The organism is Thermostichus sp. MS-CIW-38 (assembly GCF_054058415.1).
This window is the reverse complement of record NZ_JBSSAH010000005.1, coordinates 63,812-81,184: the sequence shown is the minus strand read 5'-3', so window position 1 is coordinate 81,184 and position 17,373 is coordinate 63,812. Positions and strand designations below refer to the sequence as shown.

Genomic DNA, 17,373 nt, shown 5'->3' with positions numbered 1-17,373 from the left:
TGGAGATTATGATACAGCCGAAGTCCACATCCTCTTGCTGTCCGGCCTGCCCTACAGTTAATGCGGTGTCCCCACATCTGTGGCCAAGACATGGGTATCTGTTCCCGCCATTCTCACACCTACACCGAGCCTGTGGCAAAGACCTGGGCAGATCTCACGCAGTGCGCTTTTTGTAGCCCATGGCCTCGTCTTAAGCTCAACCTCAAGCTCTTCAATGCCAGCATCCTTATCCCCACAGAGGAGTTGATTATTCTTATTCAATGAAGGGATCCAACCCAGTGGATCCCTACTTAGCAACTTGGATGTCAGCGCAGGGATTTTAAGAACTAGAAAGTAAACACAGCTCGCAAAGCCCCCACGCCAATGGTTGGGTCGTTGTCTCCGGGTCTGCCGCCATTGGGGTTGCTCACAAAGTAGGCAGCAGGCGTTAGAGTAATGTACTCGTTGACCGGGAAGCTGTAGTAGACGTCCACAACGAAGGGGCGAGTATCCCACACTCCGTCGTTGTCTGTGGTCACGATTGGCTGCCCAAATACAATCCCGCCTTTGGCACCCTCCACGAAGAGGTCGGGGAAAACAAAGCCAAGGAGGAAACCGTTAAAGTCTTCCTCTCCCGGATCCACAGTACCAGCCGGTACCACATTGGGCAGGTTGTAATCCACATTGCCAGCCGTAAACCAGCCAGACAAGGTAATGCGAGGGCTGATCTCCCAGTTGGCTGCGAACGTAAAAGCATTCACCCGTGCAGAGACATTGACCTGCGTTCTTCTTACCGGCCCGCGGAAGAGACTTTTACCCGTGGCCAGGAAGGTAGGACCGTCATTTGCTTGCTGCAGGTAGGTGGAAGCAAACTGAAGGTAAAACTCCAAGCCCTTGGTTGGCAAGAAGCCCAGCTCGACGGTGTGAGCGCTATCATCACCTGTCAAGCCACTGTCGCCAAAGCCTCTCCCCAGAGCTTGACCTCTTCTGGTGCTGTAGGCGTAGGCTAAACGAAACTGGTCGCTCAAACGGTAGCGAAAACCAAATAGGGTTCCGCTGGGCACATCTGCCGTAGAGTTGGGAGCATCGGCAAAGTCCGACAGAGCATCAAAGGGCGTGCTGTACTGCAGAACGCTAGACACCCCTGTACCTGTAATACCTGTGTAGATGGTAGCAGCGCGGTCGAAAGCAGGAAATTGATAAACCAGCTGGGCAAGAGTAAAGGTACCGCCCGCACCTCCTTGGAAGCCAACGCCTGGGTCACCCTCAAAGAAGGTAGTAACCGCATCGCGAGCTTGTAGGCGGATACGCAAGCGATCCCGGCCAACAAAGGAGGCATCGAAGTTCAGGCGTACCCGATAGGGAAGAGTCATGTTTGCCTGATTTTGCTCGGCTACCACTCTTCCTTGTACGACCCGGTCTTCTGTAAGAGCGCTGCCGAGAATTGCGGTAATGACCTGAGCGTTAAGCTTGGTAACTGGGTTGAAGATCTTCCCTTTCAGATCGTTAATCTCAGCCTCTGCCGCATCCACCCGCCCGCGCAGGGCTGCCAGCTCAGCAGCAAATTCCTCTTGCAAGCGCTGCAGAGTGGCCAAGTCTTCCTTGGAGACTTTGTCGGCCAAACCGGCTGCAATCAACTCATTGATGCGATCCAAGCAGGCGTTCATACCGGCGGCAAACTCAAAGCGAGTCATAGCCCGGTTGCCGCGGAAGGTGCGGTCAGGGTAGCCGGCAATACAACCGTAGCGCTCCACCAAGGATTGCAGGGCTTGGAAGGCCCAGTCGGTGGGCTGCACATCCGAAAGCTCAGAGATGGAGGTGACCGGCCCGGTAGCTTGGGCATAAGCCACTCCAGGGGTCAGGATCGCTGCTGCACCCAGAGTGCCGGCCAGCAGCGTTTTCCAGTAGTTCGCGTGTTTCGCGGGCATGTTTCTCTCCTTGTTCTTTTCCTCACACCTTTTTGGCTGTAGGGATGTCCTCATAGAAGCGACAAACTGCCTACCTCAACAACGAGCCTGGCAATTGGGGACTCTGGGAAGACATAATACAGCCGAAGTCCACATCGTCTACCACTTTACACACTTTCTGGGCAAGACTCAATGCAAGACCCAACTGCGGTAGATGATCGAGGCTCGATATCCACTACTCTACCTCAGGGATCCGGCTCTGGCTAGCGGGTGTATCCCAAACCAAGACAGAGCTCCTAAGCCACAAACTCTGGTGGAAATGGGCGGTACCGGACTCGAACCAGTGACATCCTGCTTGTAAGGCAGGCGCTCTACCGCTGAGCTAACCGCCCCCGAGGGATCCCAGCCCACCGAGTTTAGCATTCCCAAGGGACTATTTCCCCATACCCAAGCTCTGCGCCTTCTGGTACACCTTCCCCTCTGTGAGCAGGGAAGGGGCAATGCAGATCTCCACCTGCTGCATTTCTCGGAGATTGGCAGCCCCCAGGGTGGCCATGCTGGTGCGCAGGGCGCCCAAGAGGTTGTGGGTACCGTCGTCCAGGCGGGCGGGGCCGCGCAAGATTTCTTCCAAGGTGCCGGTGGATCCCACGCGGATGCGGGTGCCGCGGGGCAAGATGGGGCTGGGGGTAGCCATGCCCCAGTGAAAGCCGCGACCGGGGGCCTCATAGGCGCGGGCCAAGGGGGATCCGATCATCACTGCGTCCGCTCCACAGGCGATGGCCTTGCAAATATCGCCGCCGGTCACCAATCCGCCATCGGCAATGATGGGAACGTAGGCGCCGGTTTCCGCCAAAAACTGCTCCCGTGCAGCGGCACAGTCGGCAATCGCTGTAGCCTGTGGTACCCCCACCCCCAACACGCCGCGGGAGGTACAGGCAGCCCCCGGGCCGATCCCCACCAAGACGCCAGCAGCTCCGGCCTGCATCAGCTCCAGAGCGACATCGTAGGTAACACAGTTGCCCACCACAACAGGAATGGGCATTGACCGGCAAAATCGGGCCAGATCCAGCAGTTCCATGCCTTCGGGAACCTTGTGGTGAACGGAAACCACCGTGGCCTGGACGAAAAACAGATCCCCCCCGGCTTCCGCCACCAGGGGGCCGTATTGGGCGGCGTGGGCGGGCACACTGCTGGCTGCTGCAATGGCGCCACCGGCCTTGATTTGGCGGATGCGCTCTTGAATCAGATCCGGCTTTACAGGTTCGCTGTAGAGGCGCTGCATTAGGGGCACAAACTCGTCTTTGCCCACCGACGCAATCTGATCCAACACCTCATCGGGATCGGCGTAGCGGGTTTGGATCCCATCCAGGTTCAGCACCCCGAAGGCCCCCAGCTCCGAGAGCAAAATGGCCATTCGCACATCCACCACGCCATCCATGGCGCTGGCGATGATGGGGATTTGCCGTTGGATCCCTCCCAGAGTGAAGTGGGTATCCACCAGGCTGGGATCCAGCGTTCGTCTGCCTGGGGCCAGCGCGATTTCATCCAGCCCGTAAGCGCGTCTTGCCTGCCGATTGCGGCCCAGTTGCACGTCCATTTTTCCCCTGTTCTGCGGATCCCTTGTTTTTATCATGCCGCCAAGGAGGGATCCAAGGCCAGCGAGAGTCTTGTTCTCTTGGCTGCGATCCCGGAGCGGGTCTCAATCCGCCCCAAAGGTTCGAGGGGGCAAGGGCGTGAAAATGTGCCCTTCTTGCAGGTTGCCGAAACTGCGGCAGCGCTCGGATCCCCAGCGGAACCCGTAGAGGGCGATGTAAGCACACATCAACGCATCCACTTGATCTTCGTAGTTTTTGAGCCGACGGCTCTTGAGGGATCCCACCTCCACTTGGAGCAGCTCTTCGTGATCCTGGAGAGCCGGGTCAGCGGCAGCTAGAGAGCGCAGATGATGCTGGTAAAGTTGCCAAGCTTGTTGCCGTTCCGGCCAGGTGCGTCGAGGGCGGGCCTTGTATTTTAGAGTGCGGCTGAGGCCAAAGAGGCTGACCAAGGCGCTGTGGGGGAAGACCTCGGTCACTTGGCGGGTAAGTTTTCCTCGCTCGATGCTGGCCTGCTCCCGAAAGCCATAACTGGCTAGGGCTTGCACCAAGGCTTCCCCTCTCACCTGGCCGTTTTTTTCTAGAAGCCGGCGGTTGGCTGGGTGGGCCCCGGCTGCATAGGCGCGAAACACCCGGTTCAGTTCGGCCTCGGCCCGTCGCTGTCCGCTGAGGTTGGGGACGCGCAGGGGGGCATCCACCGCCACCAAGCAGGGATCCCCTCCCGCCTGAGCTTGAATGTAGTCCAGGATCTCCTCATCCGTTTGGAGAATGCGGCTATCGACCAGATGGCCTGTCAAGTTCTGCCTGCCGGGATCCCCGAGCTGGACTCGCAGCGTGGCCAGACCGGAAGGGTTGCGGGTTGACCAGGCCAGATCCAGGCCAATGCAAATCAACTGAGCCACACCGCCTTCCCCTTTTCCTCAAGTTCGACAGATCAAAGCCATTTCCAAGAGCCAGTTTGAGGCAGTTCCCGATTGCATGGCTCCGGCGCCCTCACCCCCAGCCCCTCTCCCAAAGGTAGAGGGGGATCAACGTCACAGACAGTTGCGCTGCTGTTGCATGGGTATTGGGAATGATCCCGCCAGCTCGCCTGTCTTGATAAAAAATAAAAATCCATAAAAAAGGGATCCCACCAGGGGATCCCGAAAGATTCATCCAAGATGCCTGGCCAGGAAGCGAAGTGCCCATGGGCTCTTCGGTGAGCCTCAGGGATCCACCTCGCTGTGGCGGTCAACGGATTAGTAGTCGTAGTCACTCATGCCGCTGCCGCTGCTTGCCGGTGTGTTGGTTTTGGGCTCCGGCTTGTCCACCACGATCGCTTCAGTGGTCAGCACCATCCCCGCAATGGAAGCAGCGTTTTGCAGGGCGGAACGGGTAACCTTGGCCGGGTCTACAATGCCCGCCTCGAACATATCCACGAAGGCGTCGTTCTGAGCATCGTAGCCGGTGTTGAAGGGCTTATCTTTCACCCGCTCCAGCACAATGGAGCCGTTTTGGCCGGCGTTCTCAGCAATGCGGCGCAGCGGAGCGCCCAGAGCGCGGGCGACCAGGTTGGCCCCCACCAGTTCATCGCCGGACAGGTTGGCTTGCGCCCACTCGGTTACCACTGGGATCAGGTGTGCCAAGGTGGTACCGCCGCCGGGAACGATCCCTTCTTCTACCGCCGCTTTGGTGGCGTTGATGGCATCTTCCAGGCGCAACTTGCGGTCTTTCATCTCGGTTTCAGTGGCCGCGCCCACTTTGATCACCGCTACACCGCCGGAGAGCTTGGCCAGGCGCTCTTGCAGTTTTTCTTTGTCGTAGGTGGAGTCGGTTTCCTCAATTTGGCGACGAATTTGCTCGCAACGGGCTTTCACGGCCGCTTCGTTGCCTTCCGCCACGATGGTGGTATTGTCTTTGGTTACCGTGACGCGACGGGCAGTGCCGAAGGAATCGAGGCGAGCGTTCTCCAGCTTCAGGCCGCGCTCTTCGCTGATTACCTCACCACCGGTCAGGATGGCGATGTCTTCCAGCATGGCCTTGCGGCGATCCCCAAAGCCAGGCGCTTTCACCGCCACCACGCTCAGCACACCCCGCAGCTTGTTCACCACCAGGGTGGCCAGCGCTTCTTTCTCAATGTCTTCGGCGATAATCAGCAGGGGACGACCGGCGCGAGCCACTTGCTCCAAAACCGGTACCAGGTCTTGAACCAGGGTGATCTTCTTGTCGGTGATGAGGATGTAGGGGTTTTCCAGAACCGCCTCCATCCGCTCGGTATCGGTGACGAAGTAAGGAGAGATGTAGCCCTTGTCGAAGCGCATCCCTTCCGTCACTTCCAGCTCGGTGGTCATGGACTTGCCTTCTTCCAGGGAGATCACCCCTTCGCGGCCCACCTTGTCCATGGCCTCGGCAATCATACGGCCCACTTCTTCATCGTTACCGGCGGAAATGGCCGCCACCTGGGCAATGGCTTTGGAATCTTCGACCGGGCGGGCATGCTCGGCGATTTTGTCTACCAAAAACTTCACCGCCTTGTCGATCCCTCGCTTCAGGGCAATTGGGTTGGCGCCGGCAGCCACGTTTTTCAGACCTTCCTTCACCATGGCGTGGGCCAAGACCGTGGCCGTGGTGGTGCCATCCCCAGCCGTGTCATTGGTCTTGGAAGCCGCCTGCCGGATCAAGGAGACGCCGGTGTTCTCAATGTGGTCTTCCAGCTCGATTTCTTTGGCAATGGTTACCCCGTCGTTGATGATTTGGGGGGCGCCAAACTTCTTCTCCAGCACGACGTTGCGCCCTTTGGGACCCAGGGTAACGGCTACGGCTTCTGCCAAGATATCCATGCCGTGCTCTAGAGCGCGACGGGCTTCTTCACTGAAGATGATTGATTTGGCCATAGTCAACCTCTCCGATGCAAATGCAGGTAAGGGTGAAATAGAGTCTCAAGGATTCAATCGTTCGTTGAACTGCTGCTGAATCACTGACCATTACTGAACAATGGCGAGAATGTCCCGCTCGGCCAACAGCACATATTCATCGCTGCCCAGCTTGACTTCGGTTCCGGCATACTTGGAGTAGAGCACTTTGTCGCCGGCTTTCAGTTCCATCGGGATCAGCTTGCCCTCGTCGTTGCGCTTGCCAGGGCCAACAGCAACCACTTCCCCCACCTGGGGCTTTTCCTTGGCAGTGTCCGGCAAGAAGATCCCACCTGCGGTTTTCTCGTCCTGCTGAGCGATTTTGACCAGCACGCGGTCGCCCAGCGGCTTCAGGGTAGAGACGTTAAGAGCCACTGCAGCCATGACGAATGTCCTCCTCTTTCCATTAATTCCGCTTCCCGAGGGGAAGCGACTTAGCACTCTCGACTTACGAGTGCTAGTTTATCAGCCAACTTTCTGGCCTGACAATAGCCTTTGTCAGCGGGATCCCGCTTTTGGCAGGTGCGGTCGGGGTGCGGATCCCCCTACTTTGGGGTCTGCTGTGGGATCATGACCTGAGTTGGGCTTGGTTGAGAAGGTGTGGATCCCGTTTTTTCAGGTGGATGCATTTACGGCGGTGCCTTTCGGCGGCAATCCGGCAGCGGTGTGTCTGCTGCCCCAGGAGTTGCCAGAGGCGCTGATGCAAGCCATTGCGGCGGAGAACAATGTATCGGAGACGGCTTTTTTACTTCCCCAGGGATCCCAGGGCGAGGTTCCCCACTATGGGCTGCGCTGGTTTACGCCGACGACGGAGGTGGATCTCTGTGGCCACGCCACCTTGGCTGGTGCCCATGTGCTGTTCACCGAGGTGCATCCTGAGGCGGAGAGGGTAGCCTTTTCCACCCGCAGTGGCCTGTTGCAGGTGCGGCGGCAAGGGGATCGCCTGGCCATGGATTTTCCTGCTCGCAGTCCGGAACCTTGGCCAGAAGCCAAGGAGCAGGTGGCAGCGGCTTTGGGGATCCCACCTGTGGAGCTGTACCGCGGGGGTATGGGGGTGGCGGTGCTGGCTTCGGCGGGACAGGTGCAGCAGGTGCAACCGGATCTGGCCCAGGTTCAAGCACTCCCCGTTCCGGGGTTGATCGTCACAGCCTCTGGGTCGGATCTAGAGGATGGGCCGGATTTCGTCTGCCGCGTTTTTGCCCCTCGGCTGGGGATCCCGGAGGATCCGGTGACGGGATCCGCCCAGTGTCTTTTGATGCCCTATTGGGCCAAACGCCTGGGCCGACTTGATTTGAAGGCTCACCAGCTCTCGGCCCGCGGGGGCGAGCTGTGGTGCCGAGATCGAGGCTCACGGGTGGAGATTGCTGGGCAAGCGGTGCTGGTGATCAGAGGAGAGCTGAGGCTGCCTTAGAACCGTTGTCGACTAGGGTGCTAGCGGCAGGGAACAAGGCCTCCGGCCCGCTAGGGCGAGCAGTTGAAATAGATGGTAATAAAAACCACGACTGCTATCAGCCCTACAGAACAAAAAACACCTCGGATACCTCCGAGGTGCAGGCCAGGAAAGAGCTTGAGCTAGCCAAGGATTTCGGCGGCTTGAATGAGCTCCACCTGCTTTTTCTTGAGCACCAATAAGAGCTGGGCAATCGTAACGGCTGCCAGGAAAGCCACCAGCCATTTCACCCGCTCCGGGCTTTGCAGCACCAGATCCCGCTCCACCTGGCCAAAGCCGCCCACATTGGGATTGTTGGTGACGGGATCCCCTTCTTTGACGCTGTCGCCAACAGCAACCACCAGTTCCGGCCCAGGCGGCACCACCAGGTTTTGGATCCCACTTTCGCTCTCGAAGCTGAGAACCCGCGTGCCCGGCAGCTCGTATTCCGGGGGCACCAGGCTGGCCAATTCAGCCGGCAGATCGCTGATATCGGAGTTGAGGGTGGCGATGTTGACTAGACGCCCGGTGGCCGGAGCGCGGAAAACGTTGTTGTTGCTGAGGCTGCCGTCGGGGTTAAGCTGACCGCGACCTCGGTTGGCCCCGATGTAAACGCGATACTTCATGAAGGCCACCGAGGGATCCTCTTTCGGGTCAGGGGCCACCACTGGAAAGACGATTTCTTGATGCTGCTCGCCCGGCAAAGGCCCGACCAGGAGGATGTTGGGCTTCGCGTCGCTGTAGGGGGTGATGTAGGTCTCGGCAGTTTCTTGCCGTTGTTCCTCGGTCATCTCGGCTTCGGTGGCTAAACGGAAGCCCTCCGGCAAGACCACCACCGCGCCCACATTCAACCCACCCTTGCTGCCGTCTGCCAGCACCTGCTGCTTGCTCAGGTCATAAGGGATCCCAACTTTGATGGTGAACACCTGGCCGGGGGTGACGGCCTGGGGCACCTCGGCGCGAGTGGGCATGGCGTTCAGGTGGCAGTTGGCACAGACAATTTTTCCAGTCGCCTCGCGGGGGTTGTCGTAGGCCATCTGGGCATAGTAGGGGTAGGCTGCCGCCGGACGTGCCCCCATCCCCAGCAACAGCAGCAGCCCACAGAAGGCCAAGCAGATTCGCTTCATAACTCTCAGCTCAGAATGAATTTCCATCACAGGTTTAGGACACAGTCTTGGAACAGCCATCTCGACAATTTGCCCCAAATCGTTCGGCAAAAGCCGGCACAGCCAGCGGGATCCCTTGCCCTTTAGGTTTCCCGGAAATCGGGGCCTTGCCAAGGGCTGAAGCGGACGTTGTCGCCATCCACAGTGGCGCTCACCAGCTCCAGCGAGCGGGGAGCCGGTCCCCGGATCACCTTGCCATTGGCCGCATACTGGGATCCGTGGCAAGGGCACTTAAACAAGTTTTCCCCCACATTCCAGGGCACCACGCAACCGAGGTGGGTACAAACCGCGTTGAGGCCATAGTTGGCCACCGCCCCGTTGTCGATCACGATGTAGGTGGGATCCCCTTTCAAACCTTGGGCCAGCACCCGGTCCGTGGCAGCATGGGTGGCCAACAGCTCACTGACACTGATGGGCTTGCCGAGAGCGTCCTGAGCTATGAGGCCCTCACCCCCTCCACCGGAAGAGGGCGGGATAAAGTACTTCACCACCGGGTAGAGGGCGCCCACCACCACGACTCCCACAGAGCCGCTGAGCAGGGCATTGAGAAGAACCCGCCGGCTCATGGGGGGCGCTTCAAAGTTGCTAACCGCTTCCGTCATAATGGCAAATGCAGACCTGAGAAGTTTTAACGTTCGTTGACAAGCGACATCATCCTAACCGACCCCTCTGGCCAATATCGTTAAGAAATGCAACGCTGTAAGAGGCCGTGGCCTTCCTTCCCAAGGTGAGCGGCCCACCCAGCGCGATTGGAGCCAGATCCAAGCCAGCCTCAGACAAGTCTGATGAAGGGATCCGACTTTCAAGCTTTGTTGCGCGAGAAGTGGGGCTGTTCCTACGACGTACAGTTGCGCCGTATCCAGCAGAAGGTGGTGCTGCTGGTGATGTGGCGCTACCTGGAGCAGCCCTCCTTTCCCTTGAGCGAGGCGGAGTATCTGGCCCACTTGGAGAACGTGCTGGCCCATTTGCAGGCTTGGGGGGTGTGGGAAGCGGTGCGTCGGGAAATCGAAGCCACCCGTCAGAGACCTCGTATGGGCAAGGCGGTGGCCATTCCTCTGGATTTGCAGAAGGTGGGGGAGCGGGTCTCCGAGTGGTTGCTGTGAGTTCTCCGGGGGAGAAAAAAGTCCAAGCAAACCCAAGCGCCGGATTCTCCGGCTGGGCAAGAAACTCGAATGGGTCTCAGCTCAAACGGCAGACCGGGAGTTTGCCCAACGGCCATGACCTCTCTAGAGGGGACGCGGCTTGCGCACTTGTTCGGTTTCGGGGCGATCCTGCTGAGCTTTGGATTCCAAAAGTTGGCGGAATGCCGGCTCGTCCAGACGGTAGTCCCGCTGCTCGATCAAATCCCGGTCGGTTGAGTAAATGGTGTCCGACTCTGGCACAACTTCTTGACGGCGGAAGCGGCGGGCAAAGTTGAGTTTGCGCAGCAGCGCCTCTGTGGGATGCTGCAGATGCTCTCGCCAAAGCTGCCGGACACGATTGCGACGCTCCACTCCCTGGTTGCGGATTTGCAAGGTCAACCACCGAACGGCGGGCACCGCCAAAAACAGCGTGCCGTAGAGGAAGAGGAAGCCGATCAACGGGTAGATGAAGGCCAAAAAAGCATTGCTGCCGGCTGCCGCTGCCACCTCCTCCCGTGCCCCATAGAGAATGGCGGCCAGAAAGAAATTGAGAACTCCCAAGCCTCCTGCCAGGGTCAGTTGACCAGGCGTGGCCCGGCTGAACACCCAAGGTTTCTCCTGCAACACCTCAGGGATCCCCTTGGGCTTGCGCTCTGAGGCGGCCACCTGCAGCTCTGGGAAGCGGTAGACAATGTCCCCATCCTCGCTGACCTCCGGCTGGCCGTCGAACTTGAGCAAAATGGGCAGCATGTAATCTTCGTATTCCAAGGCCGGGGATCCCGGCTCCACATCCAGGTAGGGCAACACCTGTTCCGCTGCGATCACCCCCCCATTGGCACGAATCAGTTGGCCAATGAGGGCATAGCGCTCCTCCTCCAGGTTGGCATTGGGATCCCCGTCCCCAAAGAGGAAGCTGTACACCGCTTCCAGGAAGTTCAGCTCGGATTTTTGCGGCTGGTGGGGGCGCGTCCGACCGGAGTAGCTGCCATAGTAGGGATAGGGATCCCAGAAGGGGTTGCCGATCCAAAGGTTGGGGAAGTAATAAAACCCTATCCCCCGCGATCGGCTGCGATTGTCCTGCTCGCGGCTGCTGGCCATTTGCAAGGCAATCAACGCTAGGACAATCAAGACAATTGACACCACCAGCAGAATGCCAAAGGAGATGCGCAACCCATAGAGGAAGCCCCCCCACAACCGGCGACGCAGGGCTGCTAGCCGATCCTGCTGCTCCTTGCGCTTGAGAATGCTGCGAAAATCCGGTGGAAAAACGTAGGTAATCTCCCCCTGCCGGGAAACCTGGAGATGCCCCTCCGCCTTTTGGGCCAAATTCAGCAGCTCTTGTTTGGCCTCGTGTAGAGCCAAGCCCGTGCTGGATGCAATATCTCCCAGCGTGACCCGCAGGCCCAACTGCTCCACTGCATCCATCACCAATGTTTGTGTAGCCACTCTTAACCTCCGCTTTCTGCCCCAATTGCCGAGGAGCCTGTCGGGATCCCTGGACGCAGATCCGCTCCCCTGAGCTAGACCTAGCGTCTCCTCTATTCCCAGTATCTGATACATTCACGCTGAACTCTCCTGAACATGGTTCAGGAAAGAAGCGATCGCATCCTGCCTATCTCTGTTCGCGTCAGCGGGACGGAGTCCAAACAGGAAGGCGGTATCCCGCAAAGCCCTGAGGAATACCCCCCGAGCGCTTTCCCCCTTCACTTCCCGGCAACCGTTGCGGTGGACTCAAGGATCAGGGGGAAACTTGGTCTACTATATCCCTCTCAATGACTTTTGCCAAACCGCCTAAAGCTCAGTAAATTCAGCAAAGTTCAGGGTTTTGGGGGTTAGAGGCATGCTCCCCACTAACCCAGCAGCGGCGAGGGTTATACCCCCCTCTAGGGCAGCCAAGCCATCACGGCCAGCAGGGTCGAGAGGATCCCGATCAACACCCAGATGAGGGGCTTAGTGTCCAGCGGGGGATCCGCTGCCCGGCGGCTGAGGGGATCCCCAGAAGGAGCGCCAGATCTTGGGGAAGGGCCTTTGCGTTGGGAGCGCCCATAGGCCAAGCGGTACTCTGGGGGATCAGCTTCCTCCAGCCGGCTGAGATCGGGAATTTCGCTCAACCACTCCGCTGGACGCCGCAGACGAGGGGCTTGCCAGATGCCCAAGACATAGCGAGCCTGCTGGGCAACTTCTGGATCTGGGTTGCGCAGCAAGGTTTGGGCCAACAGGATGGCCTCCTGCGTTTCGCCAAGGGCTTCTTGGGCCAGGGCCTGCCAGAGCCGTAGCTTACCCGACTGCGGATAGCGGCTTTGGGCCTGCTTAACCTCCTCTAGCGCCTGCCGGTATTGTCCTCGCTCGAACCTCAACTGGATCAGAGCCAAGTGCTGAGACAATCTCAGGTCTTTGGGAAGCGTCATGCTCAGGATCCGCAGGTTAGCTAGACCGCCGGGAAGCCCCGTCCTCTCTCGCTTTAGCGGCGCGGAGCGCTTTGCATCAGCATGAGTGCGGGAGTAGGTCACGTCAGCTTCTGTTCTACCCCAAACCCCACCAGCAACAGCTCCTGCAAAGGCTGACCCTGAGGGGGACGTTGGTAGGTAAGGATCTGCCGCAGGCGCAGGCGCGGATTCAGTAGAGTGATGGTATCTACAGCAACCACACGAGTGTAGGTGGTGGTCATCACCAGTTGCAGGGATCCAGGATCAAACCGGAAAGCCGCCACCATCGGGCGATCTTCCTCGTAGGCCCGATCCCGCAGGTAGTCTCCCTGCAGCCCCAGGGGGGTTTCCTGCCGAGGGACGAACAGCATGTTCAGCTCTTGCCCGGCCTCCTCCCCCGTTTCGGAAACGGTCTCAAAAGCCAAGTGAAAGCCCAAAAAACCATCCACGTTGTGGTTGGGGTAGTTGTTGTCGGTGAGCACCTTGTGCTTGAGCTCAGGGGTGAGAGTGCGAATGGTGAACTCGGTGCGGGAGCGCTCCACCTCGCCACGGTCTAGGTAATGGTAGGTGCGCTCTGTGCGCCAAGCCCCAATGCAGCAGTTGAAAAAGTGGTGAAATTGCTGGATAGCGTTCATGCGGGCGGGAGCGGACAGAGTCAGAAACCGGCGCTGGAGCCGAGAAGTGGCCCAGAAAACCCTGCCTCTGATCCTAAAACGAATCGAAAACAACCAGGAATCCAAATCCTGAATGCCAACGATTGAGATCTGGGTCTGGAGCGGGATCTCCTCCCTCACCCGCTTTTGGCCACCGGGATCCCTTGGGTCTGCCCCAACAACTCCAAGGCTCGCTGGAGCTGGATGTCCTCCGGCCCGGCCAAGGTTTCCGCCGTCAGAGGAACGGATCCCTCCGCCACCACCACATCGGGCTGGATCCCCTGGCGATGGATGTCGTGGCCGCTGGGGGTAAGGTACTTGGCCGTGGTCACCGCCAGCCCCGATCCATCCGCCAGCTCCAGCAGGGATTGAATCAGACCCTTGCCAAAGGTGCGCGTTCCCACCAGTTGAGCTCGCCCACTGTCCTGAAGTGCCCCGGCCAACACTTCACTGGCACTGGCGCTGCCCTGGTTCACCAAGACCACCAGCGGCGCCTCTGTGAGCACCTCGCCGGTGGCGGGAATGCTGTCTTGAATGCCGTGGCGATCCGTCACCAGCACAATGTCACCCTTGGGGATCCAGAAGCGGGCGATCTCAATGGCCGCCTGCAAGAGTCCCCCCGGATTGTTGCGCAAATCGAGAATGTAGCCCCGCACCCCTTGAGCTTCTGCGGCCCGAATGGCTTGGCGGACTTGAGCGGCAGCATTGCCGTTGAACTGGCTGAGGCGAATGTAGGCCACCGATCCCTGAGGCAGCTCAAAAAAACGGGTGCGCACGGGGTTGATGGTGATCGATTGGCGTACCAGCTCCACCTCCCAAATGCGATCCTGCCGCTTCAGCTTCAAGGTAACCGGCGTGCCACTGCGCCCCCGCATCCGCTCGGCCACTTCGTCCAGGCTCAGCCCCGCCACCGGCACCCGATCCACCGCCAAAATCTCATCCTGGGGTTGGATCCCGGCCTGCTCGGCAGGAGTGCCTTCCATGGGGGCAATCACCCGCACCGCCCCCTGCTCATCGATGGCAATCTGCAAGCCGACACCGCTCAGCTCGCCGGCTGTGGAGGTCTGCAGGCTGAGGTAGTGCTCTTTATCCAGAAAGCGAGTAAAGGGATCCCCCAGAGTGGCCAACATCTCCTCAATGGCCTGATAGGTCTGCTTGCGCTCCTTTAAGGGCCGGGAGAGAAACCGTTGCCGCACCTGCCACCAGTTTTGCCCGTTAAACCCCGGATCCACATAGGCCCGATCCACATAGGCCCAAGCCTGCGCCAGCAGTTGCTGCTCTTCTCCCCAGCGGCTGGCCTGCCCTGGACAGGCGCCAATGCCCAAACTCGCCCAGAGCAAACACCCAAGCAAGACAATGCGGATCCCCCACCCTCTCCAGCGGATCCCTGTGTATCTCGGCTTCTGCACAACCATCGATCCCAAAAAAACATTAAGAAACATGAACAAAACGCAATATCGAAAACTTGCCTGGCCTCCTGGGATCGAGATCTTCGTCCCCAAGCTGAGCCCGACGCCAGGATGGTGTTAAAAGATTGTGTTACATTGCTGAGTGGAGTGGGCTTGCCCCGCCCTCGAGATCCAATTTCAAGAATTGCAGGCATTATGAGCAAAGTTTACGACTGGTTGGACGAGCGGCTGGAGATTACGCCTTTCGTCGACGACGCAACGGGAAAATTCATTCCGCCTCACGTTAACATCTTCTACTGCCTCGGCGGGGTGACGCTGGTGTGCTTCTTAATTCAGTTTGCCACCGGCTTCGCCATGACGTTTTACTATCGTCCGACGGTGGCCGAGGCTTTTGAGTCGGTGAACTACATCATGACCCAGGTGAACTTCGGCTGGCTGTTGCGCTCCATCCACCGTTGGAGCGCCTCCATGATGGTGCTGATGATGATCCTACACACCTTCCGGGTCTATCTGACAGGGGGATTCAAAAAGCCCCGTGAGCTGACCTGGGTAACCGGCGTGATCTTGGCGGTGCTGACCGTCTCCTTTGGCGTTACCGGCTACTCCCTGCCCTGGGATCAGGTGGGCTACTGGGCAGTCAAGATCGTCTCAGGTGTGCCCAGTGCCATTCCGGTGGTGGGCGACTTGTTGGTGCAACTGATCCGGGGCGGCGAAGCGGTTGGTCAAGCTACCCTGACTCGCTTCTACAGCTTGCACACTTTCGTGCTACCCTGGCTGACCGCAGTCTTTATGACCATGCACTTTTTGATGATCCGCCGCCAAGGCATTTCTGGGCCTTTGTGAGCAAGGTTTGACTCCCAGACGCCTTTGACTTTCCTGGTAACTGGGATCTCTAACTGCCCCTTTTTCAGAACTTTTGTCCCTAGATAAGGAGAACTCTCATGGCTGTCTCAAAACAGGTGATAGCGACCGAGGCCATTACCCGCAAGGTTGATCTAGACAACCCCAAAGTTGTAGCCAAGCTGAAGAAAAACATGGGCCACATGACCTATGGTGAGCCCGCTTGGCCCAACGATTTGCTCTTTATGTTTCCGGTGGTGATCCTGGGCACTATTGGAGTGATCGTTGGCCTGTCAGTCATGGATCCGGCAGGTGTAGGGGAGCCGGCGGATCCCTTTGCTACGCCTCTGGAAATTCTGCCGGAATGGTATCTCTACCCCGCCTTCCACATCCTGCGGATTGCTCCCAACAAGCTGTTGGGAATTGCTCTGATGTCTGCCATTCCTGTGGGTCTCTTGTTTGTGCCCTTCATCGAAAACGTCAACAAGTTCCAAAACCCCTTGCGCCGCCCAGTGGCGACAACGGTGTTCCTGATCGGCACCTTGGTCACCCTCTACCTGGGCATAGGTGCCACCTTGCCCTTGGATAAGTGGGTCACCTTGGGCTTGTTCTAAAAGAACATCTGGGACTCCCGCTTGATGGGTTGATCGTCATCATCACCATCAGAATCACCATCAGAGTGCAGCAGGTTGGTGGCCAGGCTGCACTTTCTCTTTTGGAGAGCTTTTTAGAGGAGTTGTCTGCAAACCTGTGTGCCAAGGGATGGGCAAGTCCGCCGAAATGGTAGTATCTCTACGCCCTCATCTTCAGCTTGACCGCTCATGAGCACTTCTTCTTCAACTGCTCGAACCTATCGGATCACAGCCCTTGCCGGAGATGGCATCGGCCCCGAAATCATGCGGGTGGGACGAGCCGTTTTGGATGCAGTTGCCCGGCAGATGGGATTTGCTCTCCAGTGGCAAGAGGGCCTAATCGGCGGGGCTGCCTACGACCAGACTGGGGATCCCTTGCCGGCAGAAACCCTGAAAATGGCTCAAGAGAGCGATGCCGTTTATCTGGCTGCTGTCGGCGACTTCAAGTATGACGCTCTGCCTCCTGAGAAACGCCCGGAGCGGGCCTTGTTGGGCTTGAGGGCGGGGCTGGGGCTGTTTGCCAACTTGCGCCCGGTAAAAGTCTTCCCTCAACTGGTGGGGGCTTCCTCCCTGAAGCCAGAGGTGATCTCGGGGATCGACCTGGTGGTGGTGCGGGAGCTGACGGGGGGCATTTACTTCGGCCAGCCCAAGGGAATCTTCACGGATGCCCAGGGATCCCGGCGTGGCGTGAACACCATGGTCTACAGCGAAGCTGAGGTGGATCGGATTGCCCGAGTTGCCTTTGAGCTGGCCCGCAAACGCCGGCGCAAGCTCTGCTCGGTGGACAAAGCCAACGTTCTCGAGGTGTCGCAACTGTGGCGGGAGCGGGTCAATGTCATTGCGGCTGAGTACCCGGAGGTGGAACTTTCCCACCTGTACATCGACAATGCCGCCATGCAGTTGGTGCGCTGGCCCAAGCAGTTCGACGTCATCCTCACGGGCAATCTCTTCGGCGATATCCTCTCCGATGAAGCGGCCATGCTGACCGGCTCTATTGGTATGCTGCCCTCTGCCTCTCTGGGATCCTCTGGCCCCGGCCTATACGAGCCGGTACATGGGTCGGCTCCCGACATTGCCGGACAAGACAAAGCCAACCCCATTGCCCAGGTGCTCTCCGGCGCCCTGATGCTCCGCTACTCCCTGGATCAGCCGCAAGCTGCCGACCGCATCGAACAGGCGGTAGAAGCCGTTTTGGCGCAAGGGTACCGCACCCCAGACCTCTACTCTGAGGGAATGACTTTAGTGGGTTGCCAGGAAATGGGGGAAAAGTTGGTGGCAGCCCTGTTCCAGCAGCAGGCGCAATAGCCTTTTTCGGGGCCACAGGCTAC

The 17,373-nt window shown here is 58.7% G+C and carries 17 protein-coding genes and 1 tRNA gene; 5 read left to right on the top strand and 13 right to left on the bottom strand.

Annotated features, from left to right (window positions below):
• Positions 1-326: 326 nt before the first annotated feature.
• From ACVWXZ_RS03255 to groES, 7 genes are all read right to left on the bottom strand, one after another.
• On the bottom strand, positions 327-1,907 hold the full coding sequence (locus ACVWXZ_RS03255; protein WP_457402565.1) for an iron uptake porin: 1,581 nt from the start codon (positions 1,905-1,907) through the stop codon (positions 327-329).
• Positions 1,908-2,206: 299 nt separating this feature from the next.
• A tRNA-Val gene (locus ACVWXZ_RS03250) sits at positions 2,207-2,278 on the bottom strand.
• 41 nt (positions 2,279-2,319) lie between these two features.
• Positions 2,320-3,483, bottom strand: a complete 1,164-nt coding sequence (locus tag ACVWXZ_RS03245; protein ID WP_457482143.1) for a GuaB3 family IMP dehydrogenase-related protein — start codon at positions 3,481-3,483, stop codon at positions 2,320-2,322.
• Between the two features lie 102 nt (positions 3,484-3,585).
• Positions 3,586-4,380 (bottom strand): DUF429 domain-containing protein, encoded by a 795-nt coding sequence (locus ACVWXZ_RS03240; protein ID WP_457482142.1) that lies wholly within the window; start codon positions 4,378-4,380, stop codon positions 3,586-3,588.
• 91 nt (positions 4,381-4,471) lie between these two features.
• Positions 4,472-4,666 (bottom strand): hypothetical protein, encoded by a 195-nt coding sequence (locus tag ACVWXZ_RS03235; protein WP_414400084.1) that lies wholly within the window; start codon positions 4,664-4,666, stop codon positions 4,472-4,474.
• A 50-nt stretch (positions 4,667-4,716) separates the two neighbouring features.
• On the bottom strand, positions 4,717-6,351 hold the full coding sequence (gene groL, locus ACVWXZ_RS03230; RefSeq protein ID WP_011433224.1) for a chaperonin GroEL: 1,635 nt from the start codon (positions 6,349-6,351) through the stop codon (positions 4,717-4,719).
• Between the two features lie 90 nt (positions 6,352-6,441).
• Positions 6,442-6,753: a co-chaperone GroES gene (gene groES / locus ACVWXZ_RS03225; protein WP_011433225.1), complete on the bottom strand. Its 312-nt coding sequence runs from the start codon at positions 6,751-6,753 to the stop codon at positions 6,442-6,444.
• A 214-nt stretch (positions 6,754-6,967) separates the two neighbouring features.
• Between groES and ACVWXZ_RS03220 the strand changes: the two genes are divergently transcribed.
• Positions 6,968-7,780: a PhzF family phenazine biosynthesis protein gene (locus ACVWXZ_RS03220; RefSeq protein ID WP_457402613.1), complete on the top strand. Its 813-nt coding sequence runs from the start codon at positions 6,968-6,970 to the stop codon at positions 7,778-7,780.
• 161 nt (positions 7,781-7,941) lie between these two features.
• Here ACVWXZ_RS03220 and ACVWXZ_RS03215 read toward each other — a convergent pair whose 3' ends face one another.
• On the bottom strand, positions 7,942-8,925 hold the full coding sequence (locus ACVWXZ_RS03215; RefSeq protein ID WP_457402560.1) for an apocytochrome f: 984 nt from the start codon (positions 8,923-8,925) through the stop codon (positions 7,942-7,944).
• 122 nt (positions 8,926-9,047) lie between these two features.
• Entirely contained in the window at positions 9,048-9,566 is a 519-nt protein-coding gene (locus tag ACVWXZ_RS03210; protein WP_414351678.1) for a cytochrome b6-f complex iron-sulfur subunit, read from the bottom strand.
• 183 nt (positions 9,567-9,749) lie between these two features.
• On the opposite strand from ACVWXZ_RS03210, the gene ACVWXZ_RS03205 reads away from it, so the two are divergent.
• On the top strand, positions 9,750-10,067 hold the full coding sequence (locus ACVWXZ_RS03205) for a DUF3067 family protein (protein WP_414421662.1): 318 nt from the start codon (positions 9,750-9,752) through the stop codon (positions 10,065-10,067).
• Between the two features lie 123 nt (positions 10,068-10,190).
• Here ACVWXZ_RS03205 and ACVWXZ_RS03200 read toward each other — a convergent pair whose 3' ends face one another.
• The 4 genes from ACVWXZ_RS03200 to ACVWXZ_RS03185 all read right to left on the bottom strand — a co-directional run bounded on the left by ACVWXZ_RS03200 (position 10,191) and on the right by ACVWXZ_RS03185 (position 14,579).
• Positions 10,191-11,531: a hypothetical protein gene (locus tag ACVWXZ_RS03200; protein ID WP_457482141.1), complete on the bottom strand. Its 1,341-nt coding sequence runs from the start codon at positions 11,529-11,531 to the stop codon at positions 10,191-10,193.
• 437 nt (positions 11,532-11,968) lie between these two features.
• Positions 11,969-12,493: a hypothetical protein gene (locus ACVWXZ_RS03195; RefSeq protein WP_414389191.1), complete on the bottom strand. Its 525-nt coding sequence runs from the start codon at positions 12,491-12,493 to the stop codon at positions 11,969-11,971.
• Positions 12,494-12,591: 98 nt separating this feature from the next.
• Complete coding sequence (locus tag ACVWXZ_RS03190; RefSeq protein ID WP_414400675.1) at positions 12,592-13,146, bottom strand: phycobiliprotein lyase; 555 nt, start codon at positions 13,144-13,146, stop codon at positions 12,592-12,594.
• 155 nt (positions 13,147-13,301) lie between these two features.
• Complete coding sequence (locus tag ACVWXZ_RS03185) at positions 13,302-14,579, bottom strand: S41 family peptidase (RefSeq protein ID WP_457402556.1); 1,278 nt, start codon at positions 14,577-14,579, stop codon at positions 13,302-13,304.
• A gap of 189 nt (positions 14,580-14,768) precedes the next feature.
• On the opposite strand from ACVWXZ_RS03185, the gene petB reads away from it, so the two are divergent.
• The 3 genes from petB (at position 14,769) to leuB (ending at position 17,350) form a co-directional block, all read left to right on the top strand.
• Positions 14,769-15,416, top strand: coding sequence for a cytochrome b6 (gene petB, locus ACVWXZ_RS03180; protein ID WP_041436518.1), 648 nt, complete (start codon positions 14,769-14,771; stop codon positions 15,414-15,416).
• Positions 15,417-15,514: 98 nt separating this feature from the next.
• Entirely contained in the window at positions 15,515-16,027 is a 513-nt protein-coding gene (gene petD, locus ACVWXZ_RS03175) for a cytochrome b6-f complex subunit IV (protein ID WP_011433236.1), read from the top strand.
• A 207-nt stretch (positions 16,028-16,234) separates the two neighbouring features.
• The gene (gene leuB / locus ACVWXZ_RS03170; protein ID WP_457402554.1) at positions 16,235-17,350 is read left to right on the top strand and encodes a 3-isopropylmalate dehydrogenase; all 1,116 of its coding nucleotides are present in this window, start codon (positions 16,235-16,237) and stop codon (positions 17,348-17,350) included.
• Positions 17,351-17,373 lie beyond the last annotated feature (23 nt).